The sequence below is a fragment of the Arthrobacter sp. K4-10C genome (assembly GCF_059090085.1).
Window position 1 is genome coordinate 47,138 of sequence record NZ_JBNHFI010000013.1, and the last position, 20,728, is coordinate 67,865.

A 20,728-nucleotide genomic window follows, 5' to 3' on the forward strand; every position below is an offset into this window, starting at 1 on the left:
CGCGCTGGAAGGATTCCAGCCCCGCCACAGCGAGGTTCCTGCAGCGTAATCCACAGACCGGAAGTGCGTGTCGGTCCCACCGCCTAGACTTGTAGGCACCATGGATATGTTGTTTGACCCGTACTCTGACGGACCGTTCAAGGCCGCCCCCGCAGCGGCTGCCCGCACCAAGGCGCGTCCGGACGCCTTAGCTACGTCGGCCGGTCCGGGCGGCAGCATCCCCTCCGGGGAGCACGCCGGCAGCCAGGAGGCACGCGGCGGGCACCCCGGCGCCGGCCCGGACCGGCAGCACCATGGCAAGCCCCGGCTCGATGCCGCCAAGCTCCTGGAGGGGCTCAACCCGCAGCAGGAAGAAGCGGTCAAGCATGCCGGTTCCGCACTGCTGATCGTGGCCGGTGCAGGTTCCGGCAAGACACGTGTCCTCAGTAACCGGATCGCCTACCTGATCGCTACGGGACGGGCCCATCACGGCGAGATCCTGGCCATCACGTTCACCAACAAGGCCGCGGCGGAAATGCGGGATCGCATTGAGGCGCTGGTGGGCGGGCGCGCCAAGATCATGTGGATCTCCACCTTCCACTCGTCCTGTGTGCGGATCCTGCGCCAGGAGGCCGCCAACGTAGGGCTGAAGTCGAATTTCTCCATTTACGATTCCGCGGATTCCCTGCGGCTGGTCACGCAAGTGTCCAAAGCGCTGGACCTGGACCCCAAGAAGTTCGCCCCCAAGGCCATCCAACACAAGATCTCGGCACTGAAGAACGAACTCATCGACGCCGATTCCTACGCCTCTGCCGCGAACTACAACGATCCCTTCGAGCAGGCCATTGCCGAGGTCTACAAGGGCTACACGCAGCGGCTCCGCCAGGCCAACGCCATGGACTTTGACGACCTCATCGCCGAGACCGTCTTCATGTTCCGTGCCTTCCCGGCGCTCGCGGAGTCCTACCGCCGCCGGTTCCGGCACGTCCTGGTGGACGAATACCAGGACACCAACCACGCCCAATACTCGCTGGTCCGCGAAATCGTGGGGGAGGGGCCAGGGGCATCGGAGCTCACCGTGGTGGGCGACTCGGACCAGTCCATTTACGCCTTCCGTGGTGCCGATATCCGCAACATCGTGGAATTCGAGAAGGACTACCCGGAGGCTCGCACCATCAAGCTGGAGCAGAACTATCGCTCCACGCAGAACATCCTCAGCGCGGCCAACTCGGTGATTTCCCGCAACCCCAACCGTCCGGAGAAGCGGCTCTGGACCGCGGAGGGTGAAGGCCACAAGATCATCGGCTACGTGGGCGAGAACGAGCACGACGAAGCCCAGTTCATCGCCAAGGAGATCGACAGGCTCCAGGACGAGGACAACCTGCGCCCGGGTGACGTCGCCATCTTCTACCGGACCAACGCCCAGTCCCGCTCCATTGAGGACGTGCTGGTCCGGGTAGGCCTGCCGTACAAGGTGGTGGGCGGCACCCGCTTCTACGAACGCAAGGAAATCAAGGACGCCCTCGCCTACCTCCGGGTCCTGGTCAATCCCGACGATGACGTCAACCTCCGCAGGGTCCTCAACGAACCCAAACGGGGGATCGGCGACCGTGCGGAAGGGGCCGTCGCCGCCCTTGCGCAGCGCGAGCGGATTTCGTTCATGGCAGCCGCACGCCGCGCCGAGCAGGCACCGGGCATGGCCACCCGCTCCGTCAACGCCGTCTTGGGGTTCGTGAAGCTGCTGGACGACCTTGCCGAGGTGGCCGCGGGCTCCGGCGCTGCCGCCGCCCTCGAAGCAGTCCTGGAACAGACCGGCTACTTGGCAGCACTGCGGGCCAGCACAGACCCGCAGGACGAATCCCGCGTGGAGAACCTCGCCGAACTTGTTGCGGTTGTCCGCGAATACGAGCAGGAAAACCCGGAAGGGACCCTGGAAGCATTTCTGGAGCAGGTTTCCCTGGTGGCGGATGCAGACCAGATTCCGGACGCCCCCGGCACGGACATCGATGCCGCCGTGGCTGAGGCCAAGCGGCTCGGTGTGGTCACGCTGATGACCCTCCACACGGCCAAGGGGCTCGAGTTCCCGGTGGTATTCCTGACGGGCATGGAACACGGCCTGTTCCCGCACCAGAGGTCCGCCACGGACCCCAAGGAACTCGCCGAGGAACGCCGCCTGGCCTATGTGGGCCTCACCAGGGCCCGTAAGCGCCTCTATGTCACGCGCTCCGAGGTGCGCAGCATGTGGGGCCAGAGCCAGTACAACCCTGCCAGTCAGTTCCTTGAGGAGATTCCCGCGGAGCTGCTGGAATGGAAACGCGAAGGAACCAGCCGGCAGGCCGGCGCCTGGGGCGGGGGTTCGATCAGTTCGGGCCGCTACGGCGGATCTTTCTGGGGTGCGGGTACCTCCCGCGGAGCCGCCGCCGACCCCTCGGCCGGTTTCAACGCCGACGTTCCCGCGGTCATTGCGCGAAACCGGGTGCAGCCGCAAAAGGAAATCATCGCCGTCAGCGTGGGGGACAAGGTCAACCACACGAGCTTCGGCAACGGTACCGTCCTCGCCTTGGAAGGAGCCGGGGACAAGACCGTGGCCAAGGTGAAGTTCGACGTCGGCGAAAAGCGCCTGCTGCTTCGCTACGCGCCGCTGACCAAGCTGGACGCCTAGGTTCGCGGACGGGGCGGGTCATGAACATCCTGTTCGCCAGCCAGGCTATCGACGGGCACTTCAACCCGATGACCGGCGTCGCCATGAGGCTCAAAGAGCGCGGCCATGATGTGCGCTGGTACACGGGCCAGGTGTTTGCCCGCAAGCTGGAGGAGTTCGGGATTCCGCTGTTTCCCTTCAAGCGGGCCATCGAGCACCGGGCTGACAACCTCTTGGAGCTCTATCCGGAACGGGCCAAGCTGAAGGGGCCCCGGGCCATCGGATTCGATGGCGAAAAGATCTTCGCCAGCAATATCAGCAACTTCTTCGAGGACATCCGGGAGCTGGACCAGGATTTCTCATTCGATGTCCTGGTGGTGGACAGTTCCATGTTCATCCAGCGCCTTGTCTCGCACTTGATGGGGAAGCCGGTGGTGAACTTTGTGGTGGTTCCCAACATGGAAAGCGATCCGCTGGTGCCCCCGCTGTTCTTCGGCTTCCGTCCGGCGCGCAACTTGGCGGAAAAGGTCCTGCAGTCGGCGGCCGGGATGTTGTCGGACAAGGTCATCCTCCGTCCTGCGAGCAGGAGCTACCGGCGCCAGCACACCTTTTATGGGCAGGAGGTCCCCAAAGGCGGCAGCCTGACCGACGAGCCCTACCGGTGCTCGGATGCAATCATCCAGACCGGGACCAGGTCCCTGGACTTTCCACGCCGCAACACGAACCCCAAGGTCCACTACGTCGGCGCGCTCCTGCCCTACCGGGTGCCGGGAGCTGCGGTGCAGGAAGCGGTGCCGCAGGAGTATGCCGGCACCATCGTGGTCACGCAGGGGACAGTGGACAACGTGGACCATAGCAAGCTCATCATCCCCACCCTGGAGGCTTTGAAGGACATGGACGCCCTGGTCCTGGTGGCAACGGGAGGCCGGGGAACAGAGGAACTGCGGGCACGTTTTCCGCAGCCGAATATCCGGATCCGCGACTACATCGACTTTGCGGCCGTCTTTGAGTTTACGGACGTCTTTGTCACCAATGGAGGATTCGGCGGCGTCCAACTGGCCCTATCCAAGGGCGTGCCCCTGGTGGTGTCCGGAATCAACGAAGGCAAGAGCGACGTCAATGCCAGGGTCGAATATGCCGGTGCAGGCATCAACCTGCGGACCGACGCTCCCTCGCCGGAGAATATCGGGCGGGCCGTGCGGAATATCCTGGCCGACCCGGCATGGAAGAACCGGGCGGAGCAGATGCGGAAGGATTTCGCCCACCAGGACCCTGCCGAGGCAGCGGCCGGCGTCGTGGAAGGTGTCCTCAGCTCCAGGTGAGCGGGGGGCATAAAGCATAATGGGGCCATGCGACGGACTGTTCTGGGGATCTTCGCCGCCTTGATCCTGGCGGCGGCCACCGCCTGCAGCATCACCACGGAGGACCCCGGCTACGTCCCGCCTGCACCGCCCGCGCCTATGGACCAGCTGGAGCAGGCTGCCCTGGCCAACCCCCAGGATTTCTCGAACGGGGAAGACATCCTTTCGTTCGTCACCGCAGACCGTACGGTGGCGTGTTCGCTCACGGCCGCCCGTGGAGAGCACATCAACCTGCCGTACGAAGTGAACGGCTACAGCGATTCCGCGAACAACCGGCTGGCGATCGTGCCCGTTGCCCACTGCGAACTGGCCACATACCCCACACCGGGCCCCGACGACGTCCGCGACGACTGCGCAGGAACCGGGCTCGGTTACCTGGGCGGCGTTGCCCTGCTGAAACCGGACAAGGCCTCGTATGGCGAGTGCCGGTCCGGCGTCACACAAATGGAGGCAACCTACGGGCCTAAAGGCAGCAGGGCAGGGGCGCTGGCCCAGCTGCCGGTCCTGGCCGAGGGGCAGAACCTCGAACGGAACGGGCTGCGGTGTTCGGCCTACAACGGCGGCGTGGCATGCGGAAACGTGTCCGCGGGCGTCGGATTCTTCGTTTCCCCCAAGCGCTACGAGTTGATTCCCGGTCCCGCCGGAGAAGCCTCAGCGGCGCCTGCCGAGGCCTCAAAAACCCCGTAAATCCGCGGGTTTTTCTACGCCTCATAGAATAGTGTCCTTACTCACATAAGCGGTACTCTGGGACGGGCCGGTCCCCGCAAAGGACTAGAGTTCCCAGAGGAGCATCACGCCGCGTGGCTCGTTTCCAACAGGCCGCCGGTGCGTGCAATCCGCAGCCCGGTCATCGTCTTCCGATGGTGTCCGACTGTACAGAAACTACTTCGACGTAGAAGGACACTAAACCGTGGACCTGTTTGAATACCAGGCGCGCGATATGTTCGAGGCGCACGGTGTACCCGTGCTGGCCGGCATCGTGGCGTACACCCCAGAAGAAGCAAAGGCAGCTGCCGAGAAGATTGGCGGCGTCACTGTCGTCAAGGCACAGGTCAAGATCGGCGGCCGCGGCAAGGCCGGCGGCGTGAAGGTCGCAAAGTCCGCCGACGAGGCGCATGAGCACGCCACCAACATCCTGGGCATGGACATCAAGGGCCACACCGTCAAGAAGGTGATGATCGCCCAGGGTGCGGATATCGCCGAGGAATTCTACTTCTCCGTCCTGCTGGACCGTGCCAACCGCAACTACCTGGCCATGTGCTCGGTTGAAGGCGGCATGGATATCGAGCAGCTGGCCGTCGAACGCCCGGAGGCGCTGGCCAAGGTTGCCATCGACCCCGCTGTCGGCATCGACCAGGCCAAGGCAGACGAAATCGTCGAAGCCGCAGGCTTTGCTGAGGAACTGCGCGGCAAGGTGGCCGACGTCATCCTCAAGCTCTGGGACGTCTTCAAGAAGGAAGATGCAACCCTCGTGGAGGTTAACCCCCTGGTCAGGACCGGCGCCGGCGACATCATCGCCCTGGACGGCAAGGTCTCCCTGGACGAGAACGCCGAGTTCCGCCACGCCAAGCACGCACTCCTTGAGGACAAGGACGCCGCCGATCCGCTTGAGGCCAAGGCAAAGGCGCAGGACCTCAACTACGTCAAGCTCGACGGCGAAGTGGGCATCATCGGCAACGGCGCCGGCCTGGTCATGTCCACCCTTGACGTCGTTGCCTACGCCGGTGAAAACCACGGCAACGTCAAGCCCGCGAACTTCCTGGACATCGGCGGCGGAGCCTCCGCCGAGGTCATGGCCGCAGGCCTGGACGTCATCCTGGGCGATGAGCAGGTCAAGTCCGTGTTCGTGAACGTCTTTGGCGGCATCACTGCCTGCGACGCCGTCGCCAAGGGCATCGTCGGCGCACTGGCCGAACTCGGCCACACCGCGAACAAGCCGCTGGTAGTCCGCCTTGACGGCAACAACGTCGAGGAAGGCCGCCGCATCCTGAACGAGGCCAACCACCCGCTGGTTACCCTGGCCGCCACCATGGACGAGGGCGCCGACAAGGCCGCCGAGCTCGCCAACGCAGCTAAGTAAAGGGACGCACCATGTCTATCTATCTGAACAAGGACTCCAAGGTCATCGTCCAGGGCATCACCGGCGGCGAAGGCACCAAGCACACCGCCCTAATGCTGAAGGCGGGCACCAATATTGTTGGCGGCGTCAACGCCCGCAAGGCCGGCACCACGGTGCTGCACGGCGACCAGGAAATCACCGTCTACGGCACCGTCAAGGAAGCCATGGCAGAGACCGGCGCCGACGTCTCCATCGTCTTCGTTCCGCCGGCTTTCACCAAGAACGCCGTTGTTGAAGCCATCGAGGCCGGCATCGGCCTGGTGGTTGTCATCACCGAAGGCGTTCCGGTCCAGGACTCCGCTGAATTCTGGGCACTGGCCCAGGCGAAGGTGGACGCCGACGGTAACCAGGTCACCCGCATCATTGGCCCGAACTGCCCGGGCATCATCACCCCGGGTGAGGCGCTGGTGGGCATCACCCCCGCAAACATCACGGGCAAGGGACCAATCGGCCTGGTTTCCAAGTCGGGCACCCTGACCTACCAGATGATGTACGAACTGCGCGACCTTGGCTTCTCCACCGCCATCGGCATCGGCGGCGACCCCATCATCGGCACCACACACATCGATGCCCTGGCCGCGTTCGAGGCTGACCCCGAGACCAAGGCGATCGTCATGATCGGCGAAATCGGTGGCGATGCCGAGGAGCGTGCCGCCGACTTCATCAAGGCCAACGTCACCAAGCCGGTTGTCGGCTACGTGGCAGGCTTCACCGCGCCGGAAGGCAAGACAATGGGCCACGCCGGTGCCATTGTTTCCGGTTCCGCCGGTACCGCCCAGGCCAAGAAGGAAGCCCTCGAGGCTGCCGGCGTCAAGGTCGGCAAGACGCCGTCCGAGACCGCCAAGCTGCTTCGCGAGGTTTACGCAGCACTCTAGGCTTTACTGCCGAACAACGCGGGGTCACTTGCCGCCCGTTCCAGTCTTTGGAGCGGGCGCGAAGTGGCCCCGCGTTTGTCGTTAAGTACGACGACGGGCGAAGTACGACGACGGGCGGTGCCTTCCCTGCGGAAAGCACCGCCCGTCGTCGTACTTTGGGCCCTATACCTTGGCGCCGCTCAGCAGCTCGTCCAGGCGTTCGTAGCCTTCGGTCAGGCCGCCTTCCATGCCGGACTGGGCCATCCCGTCCCGTGCTTCCAGGGTGGGGTAGACCGAATGTCCCCGCAGCCGTGTCCGGCCGTTGCCCAGGTCCTCAAAAGTCATGAACTCCAGGCTGACCACGTCCGGGTACCCGCCAAACTCGAAGGTCTGGATGGCGAACTCGTTCTCCCGCACGGTGTGGAAGACGCCCTTGAACTCGTAGGGCACGCCTTCCGGGCCCGTGTGCAGGTAGCTGTAGCTGCCGCCGGTACGGAAATCGTAGTGGTCGATGTCCATCTTGTAGCCCCGCGGCCCGAGCCACTGCACAATCAGCTCGGGCTCCTTGTGGGCCCGGAACACGTCCGCGACGGGAAAATCGAACTCACGCTCGTAGTCGATGAAAGGGACGCCTTCGGGGACTGAGAGTTTCAGTGGGTTGGTCATTGCTTTTCCTTTGGCTTGGCGCCGTCCTGCCCGGCGCTGGATTGAAGCACGGCGTCGAGGCTGCGGAACTGCTCCTCGCGGACCAACCTGTACTGGTCAATCCAGGCGGTGAGTGCCTCCAGCCGTGCGGGGTTCAGGTGGACGGGCCTGCGCTGGGCCTCCCTGGTCCGGGTGACCAGTTGCGCCTGCTCGAGAACCTGGATGTGCTTCGAAACTGCCTGCTTGGAGATTTCGAATGGTTCCGCCAGCTCGTTCACAGTGGCCGGGCCCCGGCTGAGCCGGGCAATGATGCTCCGCCGGACGGGATCGGCCAGGGCCATAAAAGCCGAGTCCAGTTCCACGCTTCCGGAGTTCATTACGGCCTCGCTAATCAATTACTTAGTTTATCAACTGTTTCCTTTATCAACCTTTCGGTTGTTTAAGGCTACTCCCGAGCCCCTCGGGTTTCAATACTTTTCCTGCCCCCTTTTTGGCCCACGATCTTGCCTCGGTGAAAAGCAATTTGTTAGTATGTCAGAACAAACTACCGAAGGAGCCAATGTGCCGCTTGTCCGAATCGACGTCAATGAAGGACGCAGCGCCGAGGAGCTGCAGCGGCTCAGTCACGCCATCCACGACGCCATCCTCGCCGAATACGGCATTCCCGAGCGGGACTATTTCCATATCCTGACGGAGCACCAGCAGGGGCAGATCTTCGCCCAGGACGCCGGCCTGGGATTCGAGCGGACGGGCGGCGTGGTCATGATTCAGATCTTCACCCAGGGAGGACGCTCGCAGGAGGCGAAGCAGCGGCTGTTTTCAGCTGTTGCCGACAAGCTTTCCGGCGTAGGCGTTTCGGGGGCGGATGTCTTTATCGGGTATGTCGAGAACACTGCCGGTGACTGGTCGTTCGGCTTCGGGCGCGCACAGTACGTCACCGGGGAACTGTCCGTGCCGAAAAGGTAGCTCCCGAGGCCGCCCCGTTGGGGATGGCGGTGCGGTAAGGCCACTGTTGTAAGCATGTCAGCACAAACCTTTGACAGGACATTTGATCTAGGGCAAAGTAGTCCGTGTGGCCCCGGCCACGGCCTGCAAGTTCCGGAGCTCCTGAGACTCAGAGGTTCAAGAGTTCCACTCCAGAAAGGTCCACGACTATCGTGACCCACGAGCTTCTTACGATCGGGCGCATCAGCGTTGATATCTACCCGGACGACATCGGGGTTGGGCTGGAGGACGTCACGTCCTTCGGGAAATACCTCGGTGGTTCCCCGTCCAACGTAGCCGTCGCAGCTGCCCGGCACGGCCGCCGCACCGGCGTAATCACCCGGACCGGTGACGACCCCTTTGGCAAGTACCTGCACCGTGAACTGGACAAGTTCGGTGTGGATAATTCGTTTGTAGCCCCTGTGCAGGGACTCCAAACGGCGGTCACGTTCTGCGCGATCCGGCCGCCGGAGGATTTCCCGCTGTATTTTTACGGCCGTTTCCCCACCGCCCCGGACCTGCAGATCAGGGCTGAGGAACTGGACCTGGACGCCATCCGCGAGGCAGGGATTTTCTGGTCCACGGTCACCGGCCTGTGCCAGGAGCCCAGCCGCAGTGCGCACATAGCAGCCCATGAGGCCCGGCCGCGGACCGGGCTGGCCAACGGGCAGTTCACCGTCCTGGATTTGGATTACCGGCCGATGTTCTGGGCCTCGGAAGAAGAGGCCCGCGCGGAGGTGGCGAAGGTCCTCGCGCATGTGACGGTCGCGATCGGCAACGACAAGGAATGCGCTGTCGCGGTGGGCGAGGGTACCCCGGATGAGCAGGCAGACCGTTTGCTGGCCGCGGGCGTGGAGATCGCCGTCGTAAAGCTCGGCCCCGAGGGCGTGATGGCGAAGACCCGCACAGAGCGGGTCGTTTCTGCCCCGGTCCCCGTGGAAACACTCAACGGCCTGGGCGCGGGAGATTCCTTCGGCGGTGCGTTCTGCCATGGGCTGTTGTCCGGCTGGCCGCTGTCCCAGGTCCTGGACTTTGCCAACGCTGCCGGCGCCATCGTCGCCTCCCGCCTGTCCTGCGCAGACGCTATGCCGACGCCGGACGAGGTCACCTCGCTGCTGGCCGAACGGGGCCGCCGGGTTCCGCAGCCAGCCACGGAAGGAGCCGCACTGTGACCATCAACGTGTCCAACACAGGCCAGGCAACCCAGGAACCGGCGGCAGCTTTCGCCGTCGAAGCGGATGACAACCCCCGCCGCTATGAGTACCTGAGCACTATCCGCCTGGAAGACCCGGACGCCGTTGCCCGCGCCGCCCAGTCGCGCCGCCGCCATCCAGGGCTCAAATACGGCAAGCAAAACTTCATTGTTGCCGCTGACCACCCGGCCCGCGGCGCCCTTGCGGTCGGGTCCGATCCCGTGGCGATGGCGGACCGCCGCCAACTGCTGGACAGGCTCCAAATCGCGCTGGCCAACCCGGCCGTGGACGGCGTATTGGCGTCCCCGGACATCATGGATGACCTGCTCCTGCTCGGCGCGCTGGAAGGCAAGATGGTGTTCGGTTCGATGAACCGTGGCGGCCTGTCCGGGCTGGTCAACGAAATCGATGACCGCTTCACCGGACATACCGCAGAAGCCCTGAAGGCACTGGGCGCCGACGGTGGCAAGATGCTCACCCGCATCTGCCTGGGCGACCCTGACACCGTGTCCATGCTGGAATCGACAGCGAAGGCCATCGACTCCCTCGCCGAGCGCAAGCTGATCGCCATGGTGGAGCCCTTCCTCTCAGTCCGCGAAAACGGCCGGGTCCGCAACGACCTCTCCACCAACGCCGTGATCAAGTCCGTCGCCATTGCTGAGGGCCTGGGATCCACCAGCGCCTACACCTGGATGAAGCTGCCTGTCGTGGCTGAGATGGAACGCGTTATGGCCGCTACCACCATGCCCACCGTTCTGCTGGGCGGAGACCCTGCGGGTACCCAGGACGAAGTTTTCGCGAGCTGGCAGGCAGCGCTGGCATTGCCCGGCGTCCAGGGCCTCACCGTGGGCCGCACCCTTTTGTATCCGGCCGACGGCGACGTGGCAGGCGCCGTCGCTGCCGCCGCTTCCCTCCTTCACCACACCGCAGAAGTATCGGAGTAGCTCCCCGTGGGAACAACAACAGGAACACGCAGGATGACGGTGGCGCAGGCCGTCGTCGAATATCTTTCCAAGCAGTACACGGTGGACCGGATCGGCACGCAGGACTACCGGGAGCGGCTGATCCCGGGCACGTTCGGCATCTTCGGGCACGGCAACGTGGCCGGAGTGGGCCAGGCGCTGAAGCAGTACCAGCAGCTGGATCCGTCGATCATGCCGTACTACCAGGGCCGGAACGAACAGGCCCAGGTGCACCAGGCTGTGGGCTACGCCCGGCACACCCGCCGCCGGCAGACCTTCGCGGTCAGTACCTCAATCGGTCCGGGTTCATCGAACCTGCTGACCGGTGCCGCACTGGCCACCACCAACCGGCTACCGGTGCTGCTGCTGCCGTCCGACACGTTCGCCACCCGCGCCGCGGATCCCGTGCTGCAGCAGCTGGAGCAACCTTACGCCTACGACATCACGGTCAATGATTCGTTCCGGCCGCTGTCGAAGTTCTTTGACCGGGTGACCCGGCCGGAGCAGCTGTTCTCCGCGTTCCATCACGGCCTGCGCGTCCTGACGGACCCGGCGGAGACCGGCGCGGTGACCATCTCGCTGCCGCAGGACGTCCAGGCCGAGGCCTTTGATGTCCCGGAGGAGTTCCTGGCCGAGCGGGAGTGGCGGATCCGCCGCCCGGACGCGGACGATGACGACATAGCCCGCGCCGCCGCAGCCATCCGAGCCGCGAAGCGCCCGCTGATCATCGCCGGCGGCGGCGTCCTCTACGCCTACGCCAACGAGGAACTCGCGAAGCTCGTCGAGCTGACCGGGATCCCGGTGGGCAACACCCAGGCAGGCGTCGGCGTGCTGCCCTGGGACCACAAGTTCAGCCTGGGCGCGATCGGTTCCACGGGAACGACGGCGGCGAACGCCATCGCTGCCGAGGCGGACCTGATCATCGGCATCGGCACGCGCTACGAAGACTTCACCACCGCGTCCCGGACGGCCTTCCAGAACCCGGACGTGAAGTTCATAAATGTCAACGTCGCCCCGATCGATGCGTACAAGCACGGCACCACGCTGCCGATCGTGGCAGACGCCCGGAAGGCGCTGGTGAAGCTGAACCAGGCCCTGGGCGGCTACCGCGTCGGCGCCGACCTGGAGCAGAAGATCGCGGCGGGGAAGAAGCGCTGGGACGCCACCGTGGACGAGGCCTTCGATACCCGCTACACGCCGCTGCCGGCCCAGAACGAGATCATCGGCGCCGCCAACCGGGCCATGGACGCCCGGGACGTGGTGGTCTGCGCCGCCGGGTCCCTGCCGGGTGACCTGCACAAGATGTGGCGCGTCCGCGACCCATTCGGCTACCACGTCGAATACGCCTACTCCTGCATGGGCTACGAATCCCCGGCGGGCTGGGCGTAAAGCGTGCAGCGCTGGCTGAGGTGGCTGCCGGCGGAACCGGCCGCGACGTCGTCGTGATGGTAGGGGACGGCTCGTACCTGATGATGCACACCGAACTGGTCACCGCCGTCGCCGAACGGATCAAGCTGATCGTGGTCCTGATCCAGAACCACGGCTACGCCTCCATCGGCTCTCTCTCCGAAATGCTCGGTTCCCAGCGGTTCGGCACCAAGTACCGGGCGCTGAACGAGGAACAGCACAGCTTCGATGAAGGCGAAACTTTGCCGGTGGACCTGGCCCTCAACGCCGAGTCCCTGGGCGTGAAGGTCATCCGGATCGAGCCGGGCGAGAAGGTCATTGCTGAGCTCGAACAGGCCATCCGCGACGCCAAGGCCGCACCGGAGCGGAGCGGGCCCATCCTGATCCACGTCGAGTCCGACCCGCTGCTGGACGCTCCCAGTTCCGAGTCCTGGTGGGACGTCCCCGTCTCCCAGGTCTCCGAACTGGACTCCACCAAGCAGGCGTACCAGACGTATTCCGATTACAAGTCCCGCCAGCGCAAACTGCTCGGCTGACATCCCCTTTCCATCACTCAAGGAAGAGTCCATGACTGCCACCACCACTGCGACCACCGTCATCAAGCACTTCATCAACGGCGCCGAAAGCGCCGGCGAGGGAGACCGCACCACGTCCGTGTTCAACCCGGCTACCGGGGAGGTGACCGGGGAGCTGCGGCTGGCCAACCGGGCGGACCTGGAGGCCACGGTTGCGGCCGCCCGGAAGGCTGCGGACAGCTGGGGTGACATTTCGCTGGCGAAGCGCACCGCGGTGCTGTTCAAGTTCCGCGAGCTCGTCGCGTCCCACGTGGATGACCTCGCTGCGTTGATCACGGCCGAGCACGGCAAGGTCCTTTCCGATGCCAAGGGTGAGATCGGCCGTGGCCTGGAGGTCATCGAGTACGCCTGCGGCATCCCGACGCTGCTCAAGGGCGACTATTCGGACCAGGTCTCCACCGGCATCGATGTGTTTTCCTTCCGTGAGCCGCTCGGCGTGGTGGCCGGCATCACGCCGTTCAACTTCCCGGTGATGGTGCCGTTGTGGATGGCGCCGATGGCGATCGCCACCGGGAACGCGTTCATCCTCAAGCCCTCCGAACGTGACCCGTCAGCGTCGCTGTTGCTGGCCAAGCTCTGGAAGCAGGCCGGCCTGCCGGACGGGGTGTTCCAGGTCCTGCACGGCGACAAGGAAACCGTGGACGGGCTGCTGACCCACCCGGACGTGGACGGGATCTCCTTCGTCGGGTCCACCCCGATCGCCCGGTACGTGCACGAGACCGCCACCAGGCACGGCAAGCGGGTCCAGGCCTTGGGCGGGGCGAAGAACCACGCGATCGTGATGCCCGACGCGGACCTGGACAACGCCGCGGACCACCTCGCCGCGGCCGCCTTCGGTTCCGCCGGGGAACGCTGCATGGCCATCTCCGTCGCCGTCGCCGTCGGGGATGCCGCGCACCTTTTGGTCAAGAAGGTCGAAGAACGGGCCCTGGCCGTGAAGGTCAACAACGGGACCGCCCCGGACGCGGAGATGGGCCCGGTGATCACCCCGGCGTCGAAGGAACGCATCGTCCGGATCGTCACCGAAGCCGAGCAAGCGGGCGCGGCCATGGTGGTGGACGGCCGCGACCTGGTGGTCCCCGGCCACGAGGACGGGTTCTGGGTGGGCCCGACCGTGATCGACCACGTCAAAACCGGAATGAGCGCCTACACCGAGGAGATCTTCGGGCCCGTCCTGGTGGTGGTCCGCGTGGATACCCTGGAGGACGGCATCAAGCTGATCAACGCCAACCCGTACGGCAACGGCACCGCGATCTTCACGTCCTCGGGCGCTGCCGCCCGGAAGTTCCAGCGCTCCGTGACCGTGGGCATGATCGGGATCAACGTGCCGCTGCCCGTCCCGGTGGCCTACCACTCCTTCGGCGGCTGGAAAGCCTCCCTCTTCGGCGACAAGCACATCTACGGCCCCGAAGGCGTCTCCTTCTACACCCGCGGCAAAGTCATCACCTCCCGCTGGCCCGAACCCACCCAAGCCTCCGGCGCCTCCTACAACTTCCCCTCCAACTGATTCCGCCACCAGCGGGAAAACCGAGAAAGACGACGCCGTCATGACTGAGAACAAACTAATCATCGGCACGGCCCCGGACTCCTGGGGCGTCTGGTTCGCGGATGACCCCAAGCAGACCCCCTGGGAACGGTTCCTCGACGAAGTGGCCGAATCAGGGTACACATGGATCGAGCTCGGCCCCTACGGGTACCTGCCCAATGACCCGACGCGACTCGCTGAAGAACTCAAACAGCGCAACCTGAAGGTCACCGCAGGAACTGTTTTCACAGCATTCCATCGCGGGCTGGACCAGTGGGAAACCGCATGGGAACCCGCGCGCAAGGTAGCGGAATTGACGGCCGCCCTGGGCGGCGAGCACATCGTGGTCATCCCGGCCATGTGGCGCGACGATGTCACTGGTGAAGCTGTGGAGAGCGGCGAACTCACCGCGGAGGCCTGGAACGACCTCTTCGCAGGCCACAACCGCCTGGGTAAGACCCTGCTGGAGGACTTCGGACTGAAGCAGCAGTTCCACTCGCACGCCGACTCGCATGTGGGGGCGCAGGAGGATATCGAGCACCTCCTCGCGGTCACCGACCCGCAGTACCTGAACCTTTGCTTGGACACCGGTCATGCCGAATACTGCGGCGCCTCAAGCCTGGAACTCATCAAGAACTATCCGGACCGGATCGGCTACCTGCACCTGAAGCAGATCAACCCCGAGGTCCTGAAGAAGGTCAACGAGGAAAACATGACCTGGGCCGCGGCCAACCTGGCCGGCGTTATGACCGAGCCGCCGAACGGCCTGCCGGACCTTCGCGCCGTCATTGAAGCTGTGGAAGGCCTCAACCGGCCCATCTTCGGCATCGTGGAACAGGACATGTACCCGGTGGCCTTCGATGTCCCGATGCCAATTGCCAAGCGCACCCGCAACTACCTGCTGTCCTGCGGATCCCGAACCACGGTCAATTGACAACAAAAACGCCCGCCTCCATTCCAACTACCGAAGGACAGAACAATGACTGAAACCCTCCGCGTAGCCGTCATCGGCGCCGGACGCATGGGCGCGGACCACATCCAGCGCCTCAACACGCGCATCCACGGCGCAGAAGTTGCCGCCGTCGTGGACGTCGACCTGGCCCGGGCGCAAGCCGCCGTCGAAGGCATCCCGGGTGCGGTGGCCCTCGCCAACGCCGAGGAAGCCCTGAACAACGGTGACGTCAACGCCGTCCTGATCGCCACCCCTGGTTTCCTGCACCAGGACATCCTGCTCCAGGCGATCGCGAAGGACATCCCCATCCTCTGTGAAAAACCCCTGACGCCCGACGCTGAATCCTCCTGGAAGATCGTGCAGGCAGAGGTTGAGCTGGGCCACAAGCGTATCCAGGTAGGTTTCATGCGCCGTTTCGATGCTGAATACGCCGCCCTCGGCCAGATCATCCGCAACCACGAGTTGGGCGAGCTGCTCATGCTGCACCACCAGCACCGCAACCCCACCACGCCGGCCGGCTTCACCAACGAGATGCTGATCAACGACTCGGTGGTGCACGAGTTTGATGCCATCCGCTTCTTCACCGGCGAGGAGATCACCAGCATCCAGGTCCGCCTGGGCAAGGCTACCAAGAACGCCCCTGCCGGCCAGCACGACCCCCAGCATGTCCTGATCGAGACCGAATCCGGTGTCTTGGCCGACGTCGAAATCTATGTGAATGCCAGGTTCGGCTATGAGGTGGCAACCCAGGCCTCCTTCGAAGAAGGCATCGTCAGCATCGGCGGCGACACGGGACCATACACCCGCAGCGCCGGCCGCTGGGGCGGCAACGTGACCCCCGGCTTCGAGGAACGCTTCGGTGCCGCGTACGACGTAGAAATACAATCGTGGGTGGACGCGGCACGTAAGGGTGAGATCGGCGGTCCCACCGCCTGGGACGGCTACGCCACCGCAGCCTGCTGCGAAGCCGGAGTGGAAGCGCAGAAGAACGGCGAGAAGGTGGCAGTGAAACTGGCCCCGAAGCCGGACCTCTACAAGTAGGACGAGAGAAGGGGACGGGCAAGATCCGTCCCCTTCCGCAGTTCCGCCCACAACTGATCCACAACGGAGTTCTCTCGTGAAAATCGCTCTTGACCCCACGCCGTTCCACCACTCGCACAGCCTGCTCGAGTTTCCCCGGGTGGTTGCGGACCTCGGCTACAAGTACATGCAGATGACCCCGCACGCGGACTTCATCCCTTTTTACAACCACCCCAAAGCGGACGATGAACTGGTGGGCCAGCTGAACCAGGCCTGCAAGGACGCGGGTATCGAGATCGCCTCCGTGCTGCCGGTCCTCCGCTGGTCCGGGCCGGACGAGGACGCCCGCGAGGCGGCGGTCCGTTACTGGAAGCGCGCCATCCAGATCACCGTAGACCTCGGCGTCAGCACCATTAACACCGAGTTCAGCGGCCGCCCGGAGAAGGCGGAGGAGTCCGAGCGGGCGTTCTACCGCTCCATGGAGGAGCTGCTTCCGATCATCGAACGCGAAGGCATCGACCTGCTGATCGATCCGCACCCGGACGATTTCGTGGAGGAAGGCCTTGCCGCCATCCGCGTGATCCGCGGCCTGAACTCCAAGAATGTGGGCATGGTCTATGTGGCCTCGCACAGCTTCCACATGAAGAACCAGCCGCTGGACATCATACGTGCAGCGGGCGACAAGCTGCGCCTGGTCCACGTGGCCGACACCATGAACCACCACGCCTCGCACGGCCTCCGGTACATCACCAACCCGCCCGGCAACCCGGTCCGCGTCCACCAGCACCTGAAGATCGGCGACGGCGACGTCAACTGGGACGAGTTCTTCGGCGGCCTGAAGGAGATCGGCTTCCTGGACCGGGATGACACCGTCATGGTGTCCAGTGTCTTCGCCGAGGACGAGAATGCGGAGGACGTCTCCCGGTTCCAGCTGGAGACGATGAAACAGTACGTGCAGAAGGTCAGCGTATGAGTCGGGCGAACACCGTAGCTGTCGAAACCGGCGCCGGGGGAAACGGTCCGGCAACCACAAACGCGCACTCCGGACCGTGACCATCATTTCCACGTTCGGGGCCTGCTGTTCGGCTACGGTGCCATCAACGGTGCGTTGCCCTAGTGCAGGAAGACCTGGGGCTTGCCCCCACTGGCCGGCACGGCCGACGCAGGATGATCCCGCAGCTCCTGGCTGCAACTGGGCTCTACAGCAGCTTCTCCGTATTTGGGTGCTGGGCGTGGGCACCATCAGTTTCACAGCCACGATGGGCTGGAAAAGCGAACGATTGAAGTATTTACATATTAATGTCAGGACAAAGTATTGACATGCATTGTCCCGATCCCCATGATCGTTTATAGGCACATTCCGGGCTGCACGGTGGCGGCCCGGAGCTGATATCAAAGGAGATGCACGTGGCTAAATTTTCTTGGCGTAAAGCGACACTGGTAGCGGCGATGGTACCGATGCTGGGTCTGAGTGCATGTTCAAGTGGTGGTGGCCGGATTTCCGAGGCCGGCACAGGCGGCGGTGGAGGCCAGGTGGCGACCACCGACCGGATGAAGATCGCGCTGATCACCCACGCCGCAGCCGGTGACACCTTCTGGGACATCGTTCGAAAGGGTGCCGAGGAGGCATCGGCGAAGGACAATGTTGAGCTTCTATACACGTCCGATCCCGAAGCCGGGCGCCAAGCCCAGCTCATCCAGCAGGCCATCGATCAAAAGGTCGACGGCATAGCCGTTACACTCGCCAAGCCGGAAGCCCTCAGCGAAGTACTCAAGAAGGCGGCCGACGCCGGCATCTCGATTGTGAGCCTGAACGCCGGTGAGGGTGTTTCGGGGCAGCTGGGGGCCTTCACACACTTCGGCTCGAACGAAAAGCTCGCCGGTGAGGCCGTCGGCGCGCGACTCGCCGCGGAGAACTTCAAGCGCCCTGTCTGCGTGATCCAGGAGCAGGGCCACGTCGGACTTGAAGCCCGTTGTGCCGGCGTCAAGGCGAAGGTGCCTGGAACGGAGATCCTTTACGTCGAGGGCAAGGACATGACGTCTGTCCAGTCCACCGCGACAGCCAAGCTCCAGGCTACCAAGGAGGCCGACGTCATCGTGGGGCTGGGCGCCCCCATCACACTGACTCTGCTCAAGTCCGTCACAGACGCCGGAAGTTCTGCCAAGGTTGCAAGTTTTGACCTGAACGCGGAGTTGGCGCAGAAAATCTCTGACGGCACCGTCCTGTTCACGGTAGACCAGCAGCCGTGGTTGCAGGGCTACGGGGCGGTCGATGCGCTGTGGCAGGCCAAGCGCGGCGGATTCAAGCTCGGCGGCGGCCAGTCGGTCCTGACCGGTCCTGCACTTATCGACAAATCCAATGCGGCGGATGTCCTGAAGTTCGCCGAACAGGGTATCCGTTAACAGCCAGCTTGCCGGGCCGGTAAACGCCGGCCCGGCAGCAAGGAGAATCATCATGACCATGACTCAGACCAAGATAAAGTCACCGGCGCCCGATGAGCGCGTCGCTAAGCGCAGTCCGTTCCAAAAGCTCCTCGGACGGCCGGAGGTCGGTGCCCTGGTGGGCGCCATCGTCCTGTTCATTTTCTTCGCGCTGGTTTCCCCGACCTTCACCCAGCCCAATGCGTTCGCGACCATCCTCTACGGCAGCTCCACGATCGGGATCATGGCCGTGGGAGTGTCCTTGCTGATGATCGGCGGGGAGTTTGACCTTTCCACCGGTGTCGCCGTGATCTCCTCGGCGCTGACGGCGTCGATGTTCAGCTGGTACTTCAGCACGAACGTCTGGGTCGGTGTCCTCCTGGCTTTGGTGGTGTCCCTGGCCATCGGCTACATCAACGGCTGGATCCTGGTGAAGACCAAGCTGCCCAGCTTCATCGTCACCCTGGCCACCTTTTTGATGTTGACCGGCCTGAATCTTGGCCTCACGCGTCTCATCGGCGGTTCCGTCTCCTCGCCGTCCATTTCCAACATGGACGGCTTCGACTCCGCCCGAGGGATCTTCGCATCCTCCGTGAACATTGCCGGCATCGACGTCAAAATCACAGTATTCATCTGGATCGCGCTCGTCGCCGTGGCAACGTGGGTGTTGATGCGGACCCGCGTGGGCAACTGGATCTTCGCCGTCGGCGGAGACGAGAACGCGGCCCGCGCCGTCGGTGTGCCGGTCAGGGCCACCAAGATCGGGCTGTTTATGGGCGTTGGCTTCTGTGGCTGGATCCTCGGCATGCACAACCTCTTCGCCTTCGATACGGTGCAGTCCGGTGAAGGTGTGGGCAACGAGTTCCTTTACATCATCGCGGCGGTGATCGGCGGGTGCCTGCTGACCGGCGGCTACGGCTCGGCGATTGGTGGCGCCATCGGTGCGTTCATCTTTGGCATGGCCAACAAGGGCATCGTTTACGCCCAGTGGAACCCGGACTGGTTCAAGTTCTTCCTGGGCCTGATGCTGCTGCTCGCCACCATCGTCAATCTCATCGTCAAACGCCGCGCGGAACTGAAGTAAGGGGCCGGAGATATGAACGCCAAACAGATCGACCAGCAAACGTTGCTCCAGAATGAACGCGACCCCCTCACGCACACCCCCGTCCACCTGCTCTCCCTCGAGGGAGTCGGCAAGCACTACGGCAACATCATCGCGCTGAGCGACGTCACGATGGCCGTGGACAACGGCCGTGTTACCTGCGTGCTGGGGGATAACGGTGCGGGCAAGTCAACATTGATCAAGATCATCGCAGGCCTGCACCAGCACGATGCAGGCGTACTGAACATTATGGGCGTGGAGCGGAAGTTCGCCTCACCCCGTGACGCCCTGGACGCCGGCATTGCCACCGTTTATCAGGACCTAGCCGTGGTGCCCCTGATGCCCATCTGGCGCAACTTCTTCCTCGGCTCGGAGCTGACCAGCGGCTTCGGCCCGTTCAAGAGCATGGACGTAGAAAAGATGAAGGCCATTACGCTCAAGGAACTTGCCGAGATGGGCATCGACCTCCGGGACGTGGAACAGCCCATCGGCCAGCTCTCCGGCGGCGAGCGCCAATGCGTCGCAATTGCACGGGCCGTGTACTTCGGCGCCAAGGTCCTGATTCTGGACGAGCCGACGGCCGCCCTCGGCGTGAAGCAGTCCGGCGTGGTCCTGCGCTACATCCTGCAGGCCCGCGACCGTGGGCTCGGGGTCATCTTCATCACCCACAATCCGCATCACGCCTTCCCGGTGGGTGACCGGTTCCTCCTGCTCAAACGGGGCAAGTCGATCGGCTACTACGACAAAAAGGACATCACCCTGGACGAGCTCACCGCCCAAATGGCCGGCGGCGCTGAACTTGCGGAGCTCGCCCACGAGCTCGAGCAGCTCGGCGGCCACGGCGAGGTCGTCAGGGAAGTGCAGGCTGAGGTCCTTGACGTTGCTCACAACACGGGAACGTCAAGGGAAAGCAGCGCACGCCACGTGTAACAGGACCGGGACGGGGCTCGTCGGGGAGACGGGACGAGCCCCGCGCGCCTTAACCACC

General features: G+C 64.1%; 17 protein-coding genes and 1 pseudogene. 16 read left to right on the plus strand and 2 right to left on the minus strand.

Annotated elements, in window-relative coordinates:
• Positions 1 to 106: 106 nt before the first annotated feature.
• The 5 genes from pcrA to sucD all read left to right on the plus strand — a co-directional run bounded on the left by pcrA (position 107) and on the right by sucD (position 6,975).
• Positions 107 to 2,641 (plus strand): DNA helicase PcrA, encoded by a 2,535-nt coding sequence (pcrA, locus tag AC5RUU_RS17420; protein WP_493976543.1) that lies wholly within the window; start codon positions 107 to 109, stop codon positions 2,639 to 2,641.
• A gap of 20 nt (positions 2,642 to 2,661) precedes the next feature.
• Positions 2,662 to 3,942, plus strand: a complete 1,281-nt coding sequence (locus tag AC5RUU_RS17425) for a glycosyltransferase (RefSeq protein ID WP_493976464.1) — start codon at positions 2,662 to 2,664, stop codon at positions 3,940 to 3,942.
• Between the two features lie 27 nt (positions 3,943 to 3,969).
• Complete coding sequence (locus AC5RUU_RS17430) at positions 3,970 to 4,668, plus strand: hypothetical protein (RefSeq protein WP_493976465.1); 699 nt, start codon at positions 3,970 to 3,972, stop codon at positions 4,666 to 4,668.
• A gap of 223 nt (positions 4,669 to 4,891) precedes the next feature.
• Positions 4,892 to 6,061 carry an ADP-forming succinate--CoA ligase subunit beta gene (gene sucC / locus AC5RUU_RS17435; protein WP_493976466.1) on the plus strand — a complete coding sequence of 390 codons (1,170 nt, stop codon included), beginning with the start codon at positions 4,892 to 4,894 and terminating at the stop codon, positions 6,059 to 6,061.
• Positions 6,062 to 6,072: 11 nt separating this feature from the next.
• Positions 6,073 to 6,975, plus strand: coding sequence for a succinate--CoA ligase subunit alpha (sucD, locus tag AC5RUU_RS17440; RefSeq protein WP_493976467.1), 903 nt, complete (start codon positions 6,073 to 6,075; stop codon positions 6,973 to 6,975).
• A 162-nt stretch (positions 6,976 to 7,137) separates the two neighbouring features.
• Here the strand turns inward: sucD and AC5RUU_RS17445 are convergent, their stop codons facing one another.
• A complete protein-coding gene (locus AC5RUU_RS17445) occupies positions 7,138 to 7,620 on the minus strand; it encodes an SRPBCC family protein (protein WP_493976468.1) in 483 nt (160 codons plus the stop codon).
• Positions 7,617 to 7,976 (minus strand): ArsR/SmtB family transcription factor, encoded by a 360-nt coding sequence (locus AC5RUU_RS17450; protein ID WP_493976469.1) that lies wholly within the window; start codon positions 7,974 to 7,976, stop codon positions 7,617 to 7,619. The genes AC5RUU_RS17445 and AC5RUU_RS17450 overlap by 4 nt, the downstream gene beginning before the upstream one ends.
• Positions 7,977 to 8,160: 184 nt before the next feature.
• Here AC5RUU_RS17450 and AC5RUU_RS17455 point away from each other — a divergent pair, with 184 nt between their 5' ends.
• From AC5RUU_RS17455 to AC5RUU_RS17505, 11 genes and pseudogenes are all read left to right on the plus strand, one after another.
• The gene (locus AC5RUU_RS17455) at positions 8,161 to 8,565 is read left to right on the plus strand and encodes a tautomerase family protein (protein WP_493976470.1); all 405 of its coding nucleotides are present in this window, start codon (positions 8,161 to 8,163) and stop codon (positions 8,563 to 8,565) included.
• 191 nt (positions 8,566 to 8,756) lie between these two features.
• Positions 8,757 to 9,755 carry a 5-dehydro-2-deoxygluconokinase gene (iolC, locus tag AC5RUU_RS17460; RefSeq protein WP_493976471.1) on the plus strand — a complete coding sequence of 333 codons (999 nt, stop codon included), beginning with the start codon at positions 8,757 to 8,759 and terminating at the stop codon, positions 9,753 to 9,755.
• A gap of 8 nt (positions 9,756 to 9,763) precedes the next feature.
• Positions 9,764 to 10,720 (plus strand): Cgl0159 family (beta/alpha)8-fold protein, encoded by a 957-nt coding sequence (locus AC5RUU_RS17465; RefSeq protein ID WP_493976544.1) that lies wholly within the window; start codon positions 9,764 to 9,766, stop codon positions 10,718 to 10,720.
• A gap of 33 nt (positions 10,721 to 10,753) precedes the next feature.
• Positions 10,754 to 12,681: pseudogene (gene iolD, locus AC5RUU_RS17470) on the plus strand (3D-(3,5/4)-trihydroxycyclohexane-1,2-dione acylhydrolase (decyclizing)).
• Between the two features lie 31 nt (positions 12,682 to 12,712).
• The gene (locus AC5RUU_RS17475) at positions 12,713 to 14,227 is read left to right on the plus strand and encodes a CoA-acylating methylmalonate-semialdehyde dehydrogenase (RefSeq protein WP_493976472.1); all 1,515 of its coding nucleotides are present in this window, start codon (positions 12,713 to 12,715) and stop codon (positions 14,225 to 14,227) included.
• Between the two features lie 40 nt (positions 14,228 to 14,267).
• Complete coding sequence (locus tag AC5RUU_RS17480; RefSeq protein ID WP_493976473.1) at positions 14,268 to 15,179, plus strand: sugar phosphate isomerase/epimerase family protein; 912 nt, start codon at positions 14,268 to 14,270, stop codon at positions 15,177 to 15,179.
• A gap of 45 nt (positions 15,180 to 15,224) precedes the next feature.
• A complete protein-coding gene (locus AC5RUU_RS17485) occupies positions 15,225 to 16,238 on the plus strand; it encodes a Gfo/Idh/MocA family protein (RefSeq protein WP_493976474.1) in 1,014 nt (337 codons plus the stop codon).
• Between the two features lie 76 nt (positions 16,239 to 16,314).
• Positions 16,315 to 17,190 carry a sugar phosphate isomerase/epimerase family protein gene (locus AC5RUU_RS17490; protein ID WP_493976475.1) on the plus strand — a complete coding sequence of 292 codons (876 nt, stop codon included), beginning with the start codon at positions 16,315 to 16,317 and terminating at the stop codon, positions 17,188 to 17,190.
• A gap of 434 nt (positions 17,191 to 17,624) precedes the next feature.
• Positions 17,625 to 18,620 carry a substrate-binding domain-containing protein gene (locus tag AC5RUU_RS17495; RefSeq protein WP_493976476.1) on the plus strand — a complete coding sequence of 332 codons (996 nt, stop codon included), beginning with the start codon at positions 17,625 to 17,627 and terminating at the stop codon, positions 18,618 to 18,620.
• A gap of 52 nt (positions 18,621 to 18,672) precedes the next feature.
• Positions 18,673 to 19,722 carry an ABC transporter permease gene (locus AC5RUU_RS17500; protein WP_493976477.1) on the plus strand — a complete coding sequence of 350 codons (1,050 nt, stop codon included), beginning with the start codon at positions 18,673 to 18,675 and terminating at the stop codon, positions 19,720 to 19,722.
• Between the two features lie 12 nt (positions 19,723 to 19,734).
• Positions 19,735 to 20,670 carry an ATP-binding cassette domain-containing protein gene (locus AC5RUU_RS17505; RefSeq protein ID WP_493976478.1) on the plus strand — a complete coding sequence of 312 codons (936 nt, stop codon included), beginning with the start codon at positions 19,735 to 19,737 and terminating at the stop codon, positions 20,668 to 20,670.
• The last annotated feature ends 58 nt before the right edge of the window (positions 20,671 to 20,728 follow it).

Excerpts from the sequence above, each read along its gene's own strand:
- pcrA (WP_493976543.1), top strand. The coding sequence starts at position 107 with ATGTTGTTTGACCCGTACTCTGACGGACCGTTCAAGGCCGCCCCCGCA.
- AC5RUU_RS17425 (WP_493976464.1), top strand. The coding sequence starts at position 2,662 with ATGAACATCCTGTTCGCCAGCCAGGCTATCGACGGGCACTTCAACCCG.
- AC5RUU_RS17430 (WP_493976465.1), top strand. The coding sequence starts at position 3,970 with ATGCGACGGACTGTTCTGGGGATCTTCGCCGCCTTGATCCTGGCGGCG.
- sucD (WP_493976467.1), top strand. The coding sequence starts at position 6,073 with ATGTCTATCTATCTGAACAAGGACTCCAAGGTCATCGTCCAGGGCATC.
- AC5RUU_RS17445 (WP_493976468.1), bottom strand. The coding sequence starts at position 7,620 with ATGACCAACCCACTGAAACTCTCAGTCCCCGAAGGCGTCCCTTTCATC.
- AC5RUU_RS17450 (WP_493976469.1), bottom strand. The coding sequence starts at position 7,976 with ATGAACTCCGGAAGCGTGGAACTGGACTCGGCTTTTATGGCCCTGGCC.
- AC5RUU_RS17475 (WP_493976472.1), top strand. The coding sequence starts at position 12,713 with ATGACTGCCACCACCACTGCGACCACCGTCATCAAGCACTTCATCAAC.
- AC5RUU_RS17480 (WP_493976473.1), top strand. The coding sequence starts at position 14,268 with ATGACTGAGAACAAACTAATCATCGGCACGGCCCCGGACTCCTGGGGC.
- AC5RUU_RS17485 (WP_493976474.1), top strand. The coding sequence starts at position 15,225 with ATGACTGAAACCCTCCGCGTAGCCGTCATCGGCGCCGGACGCATGGGC.
- AC5RUU_RS17500 (WP_493976477.1), top strand. The coding sequence starts at position 18,673 with ATGACCATGACTCAGACCAAGATAAAGTCACCGGCGCCCGATGAGCGC.
- AC5RUU_RS17505 (WP_493976478.1), top strand. The coding sequence starts at position 19,735 with ATGAACGCCAAACAGATCGACCAGCAAACGTTGCTCCAGAATGAACGC.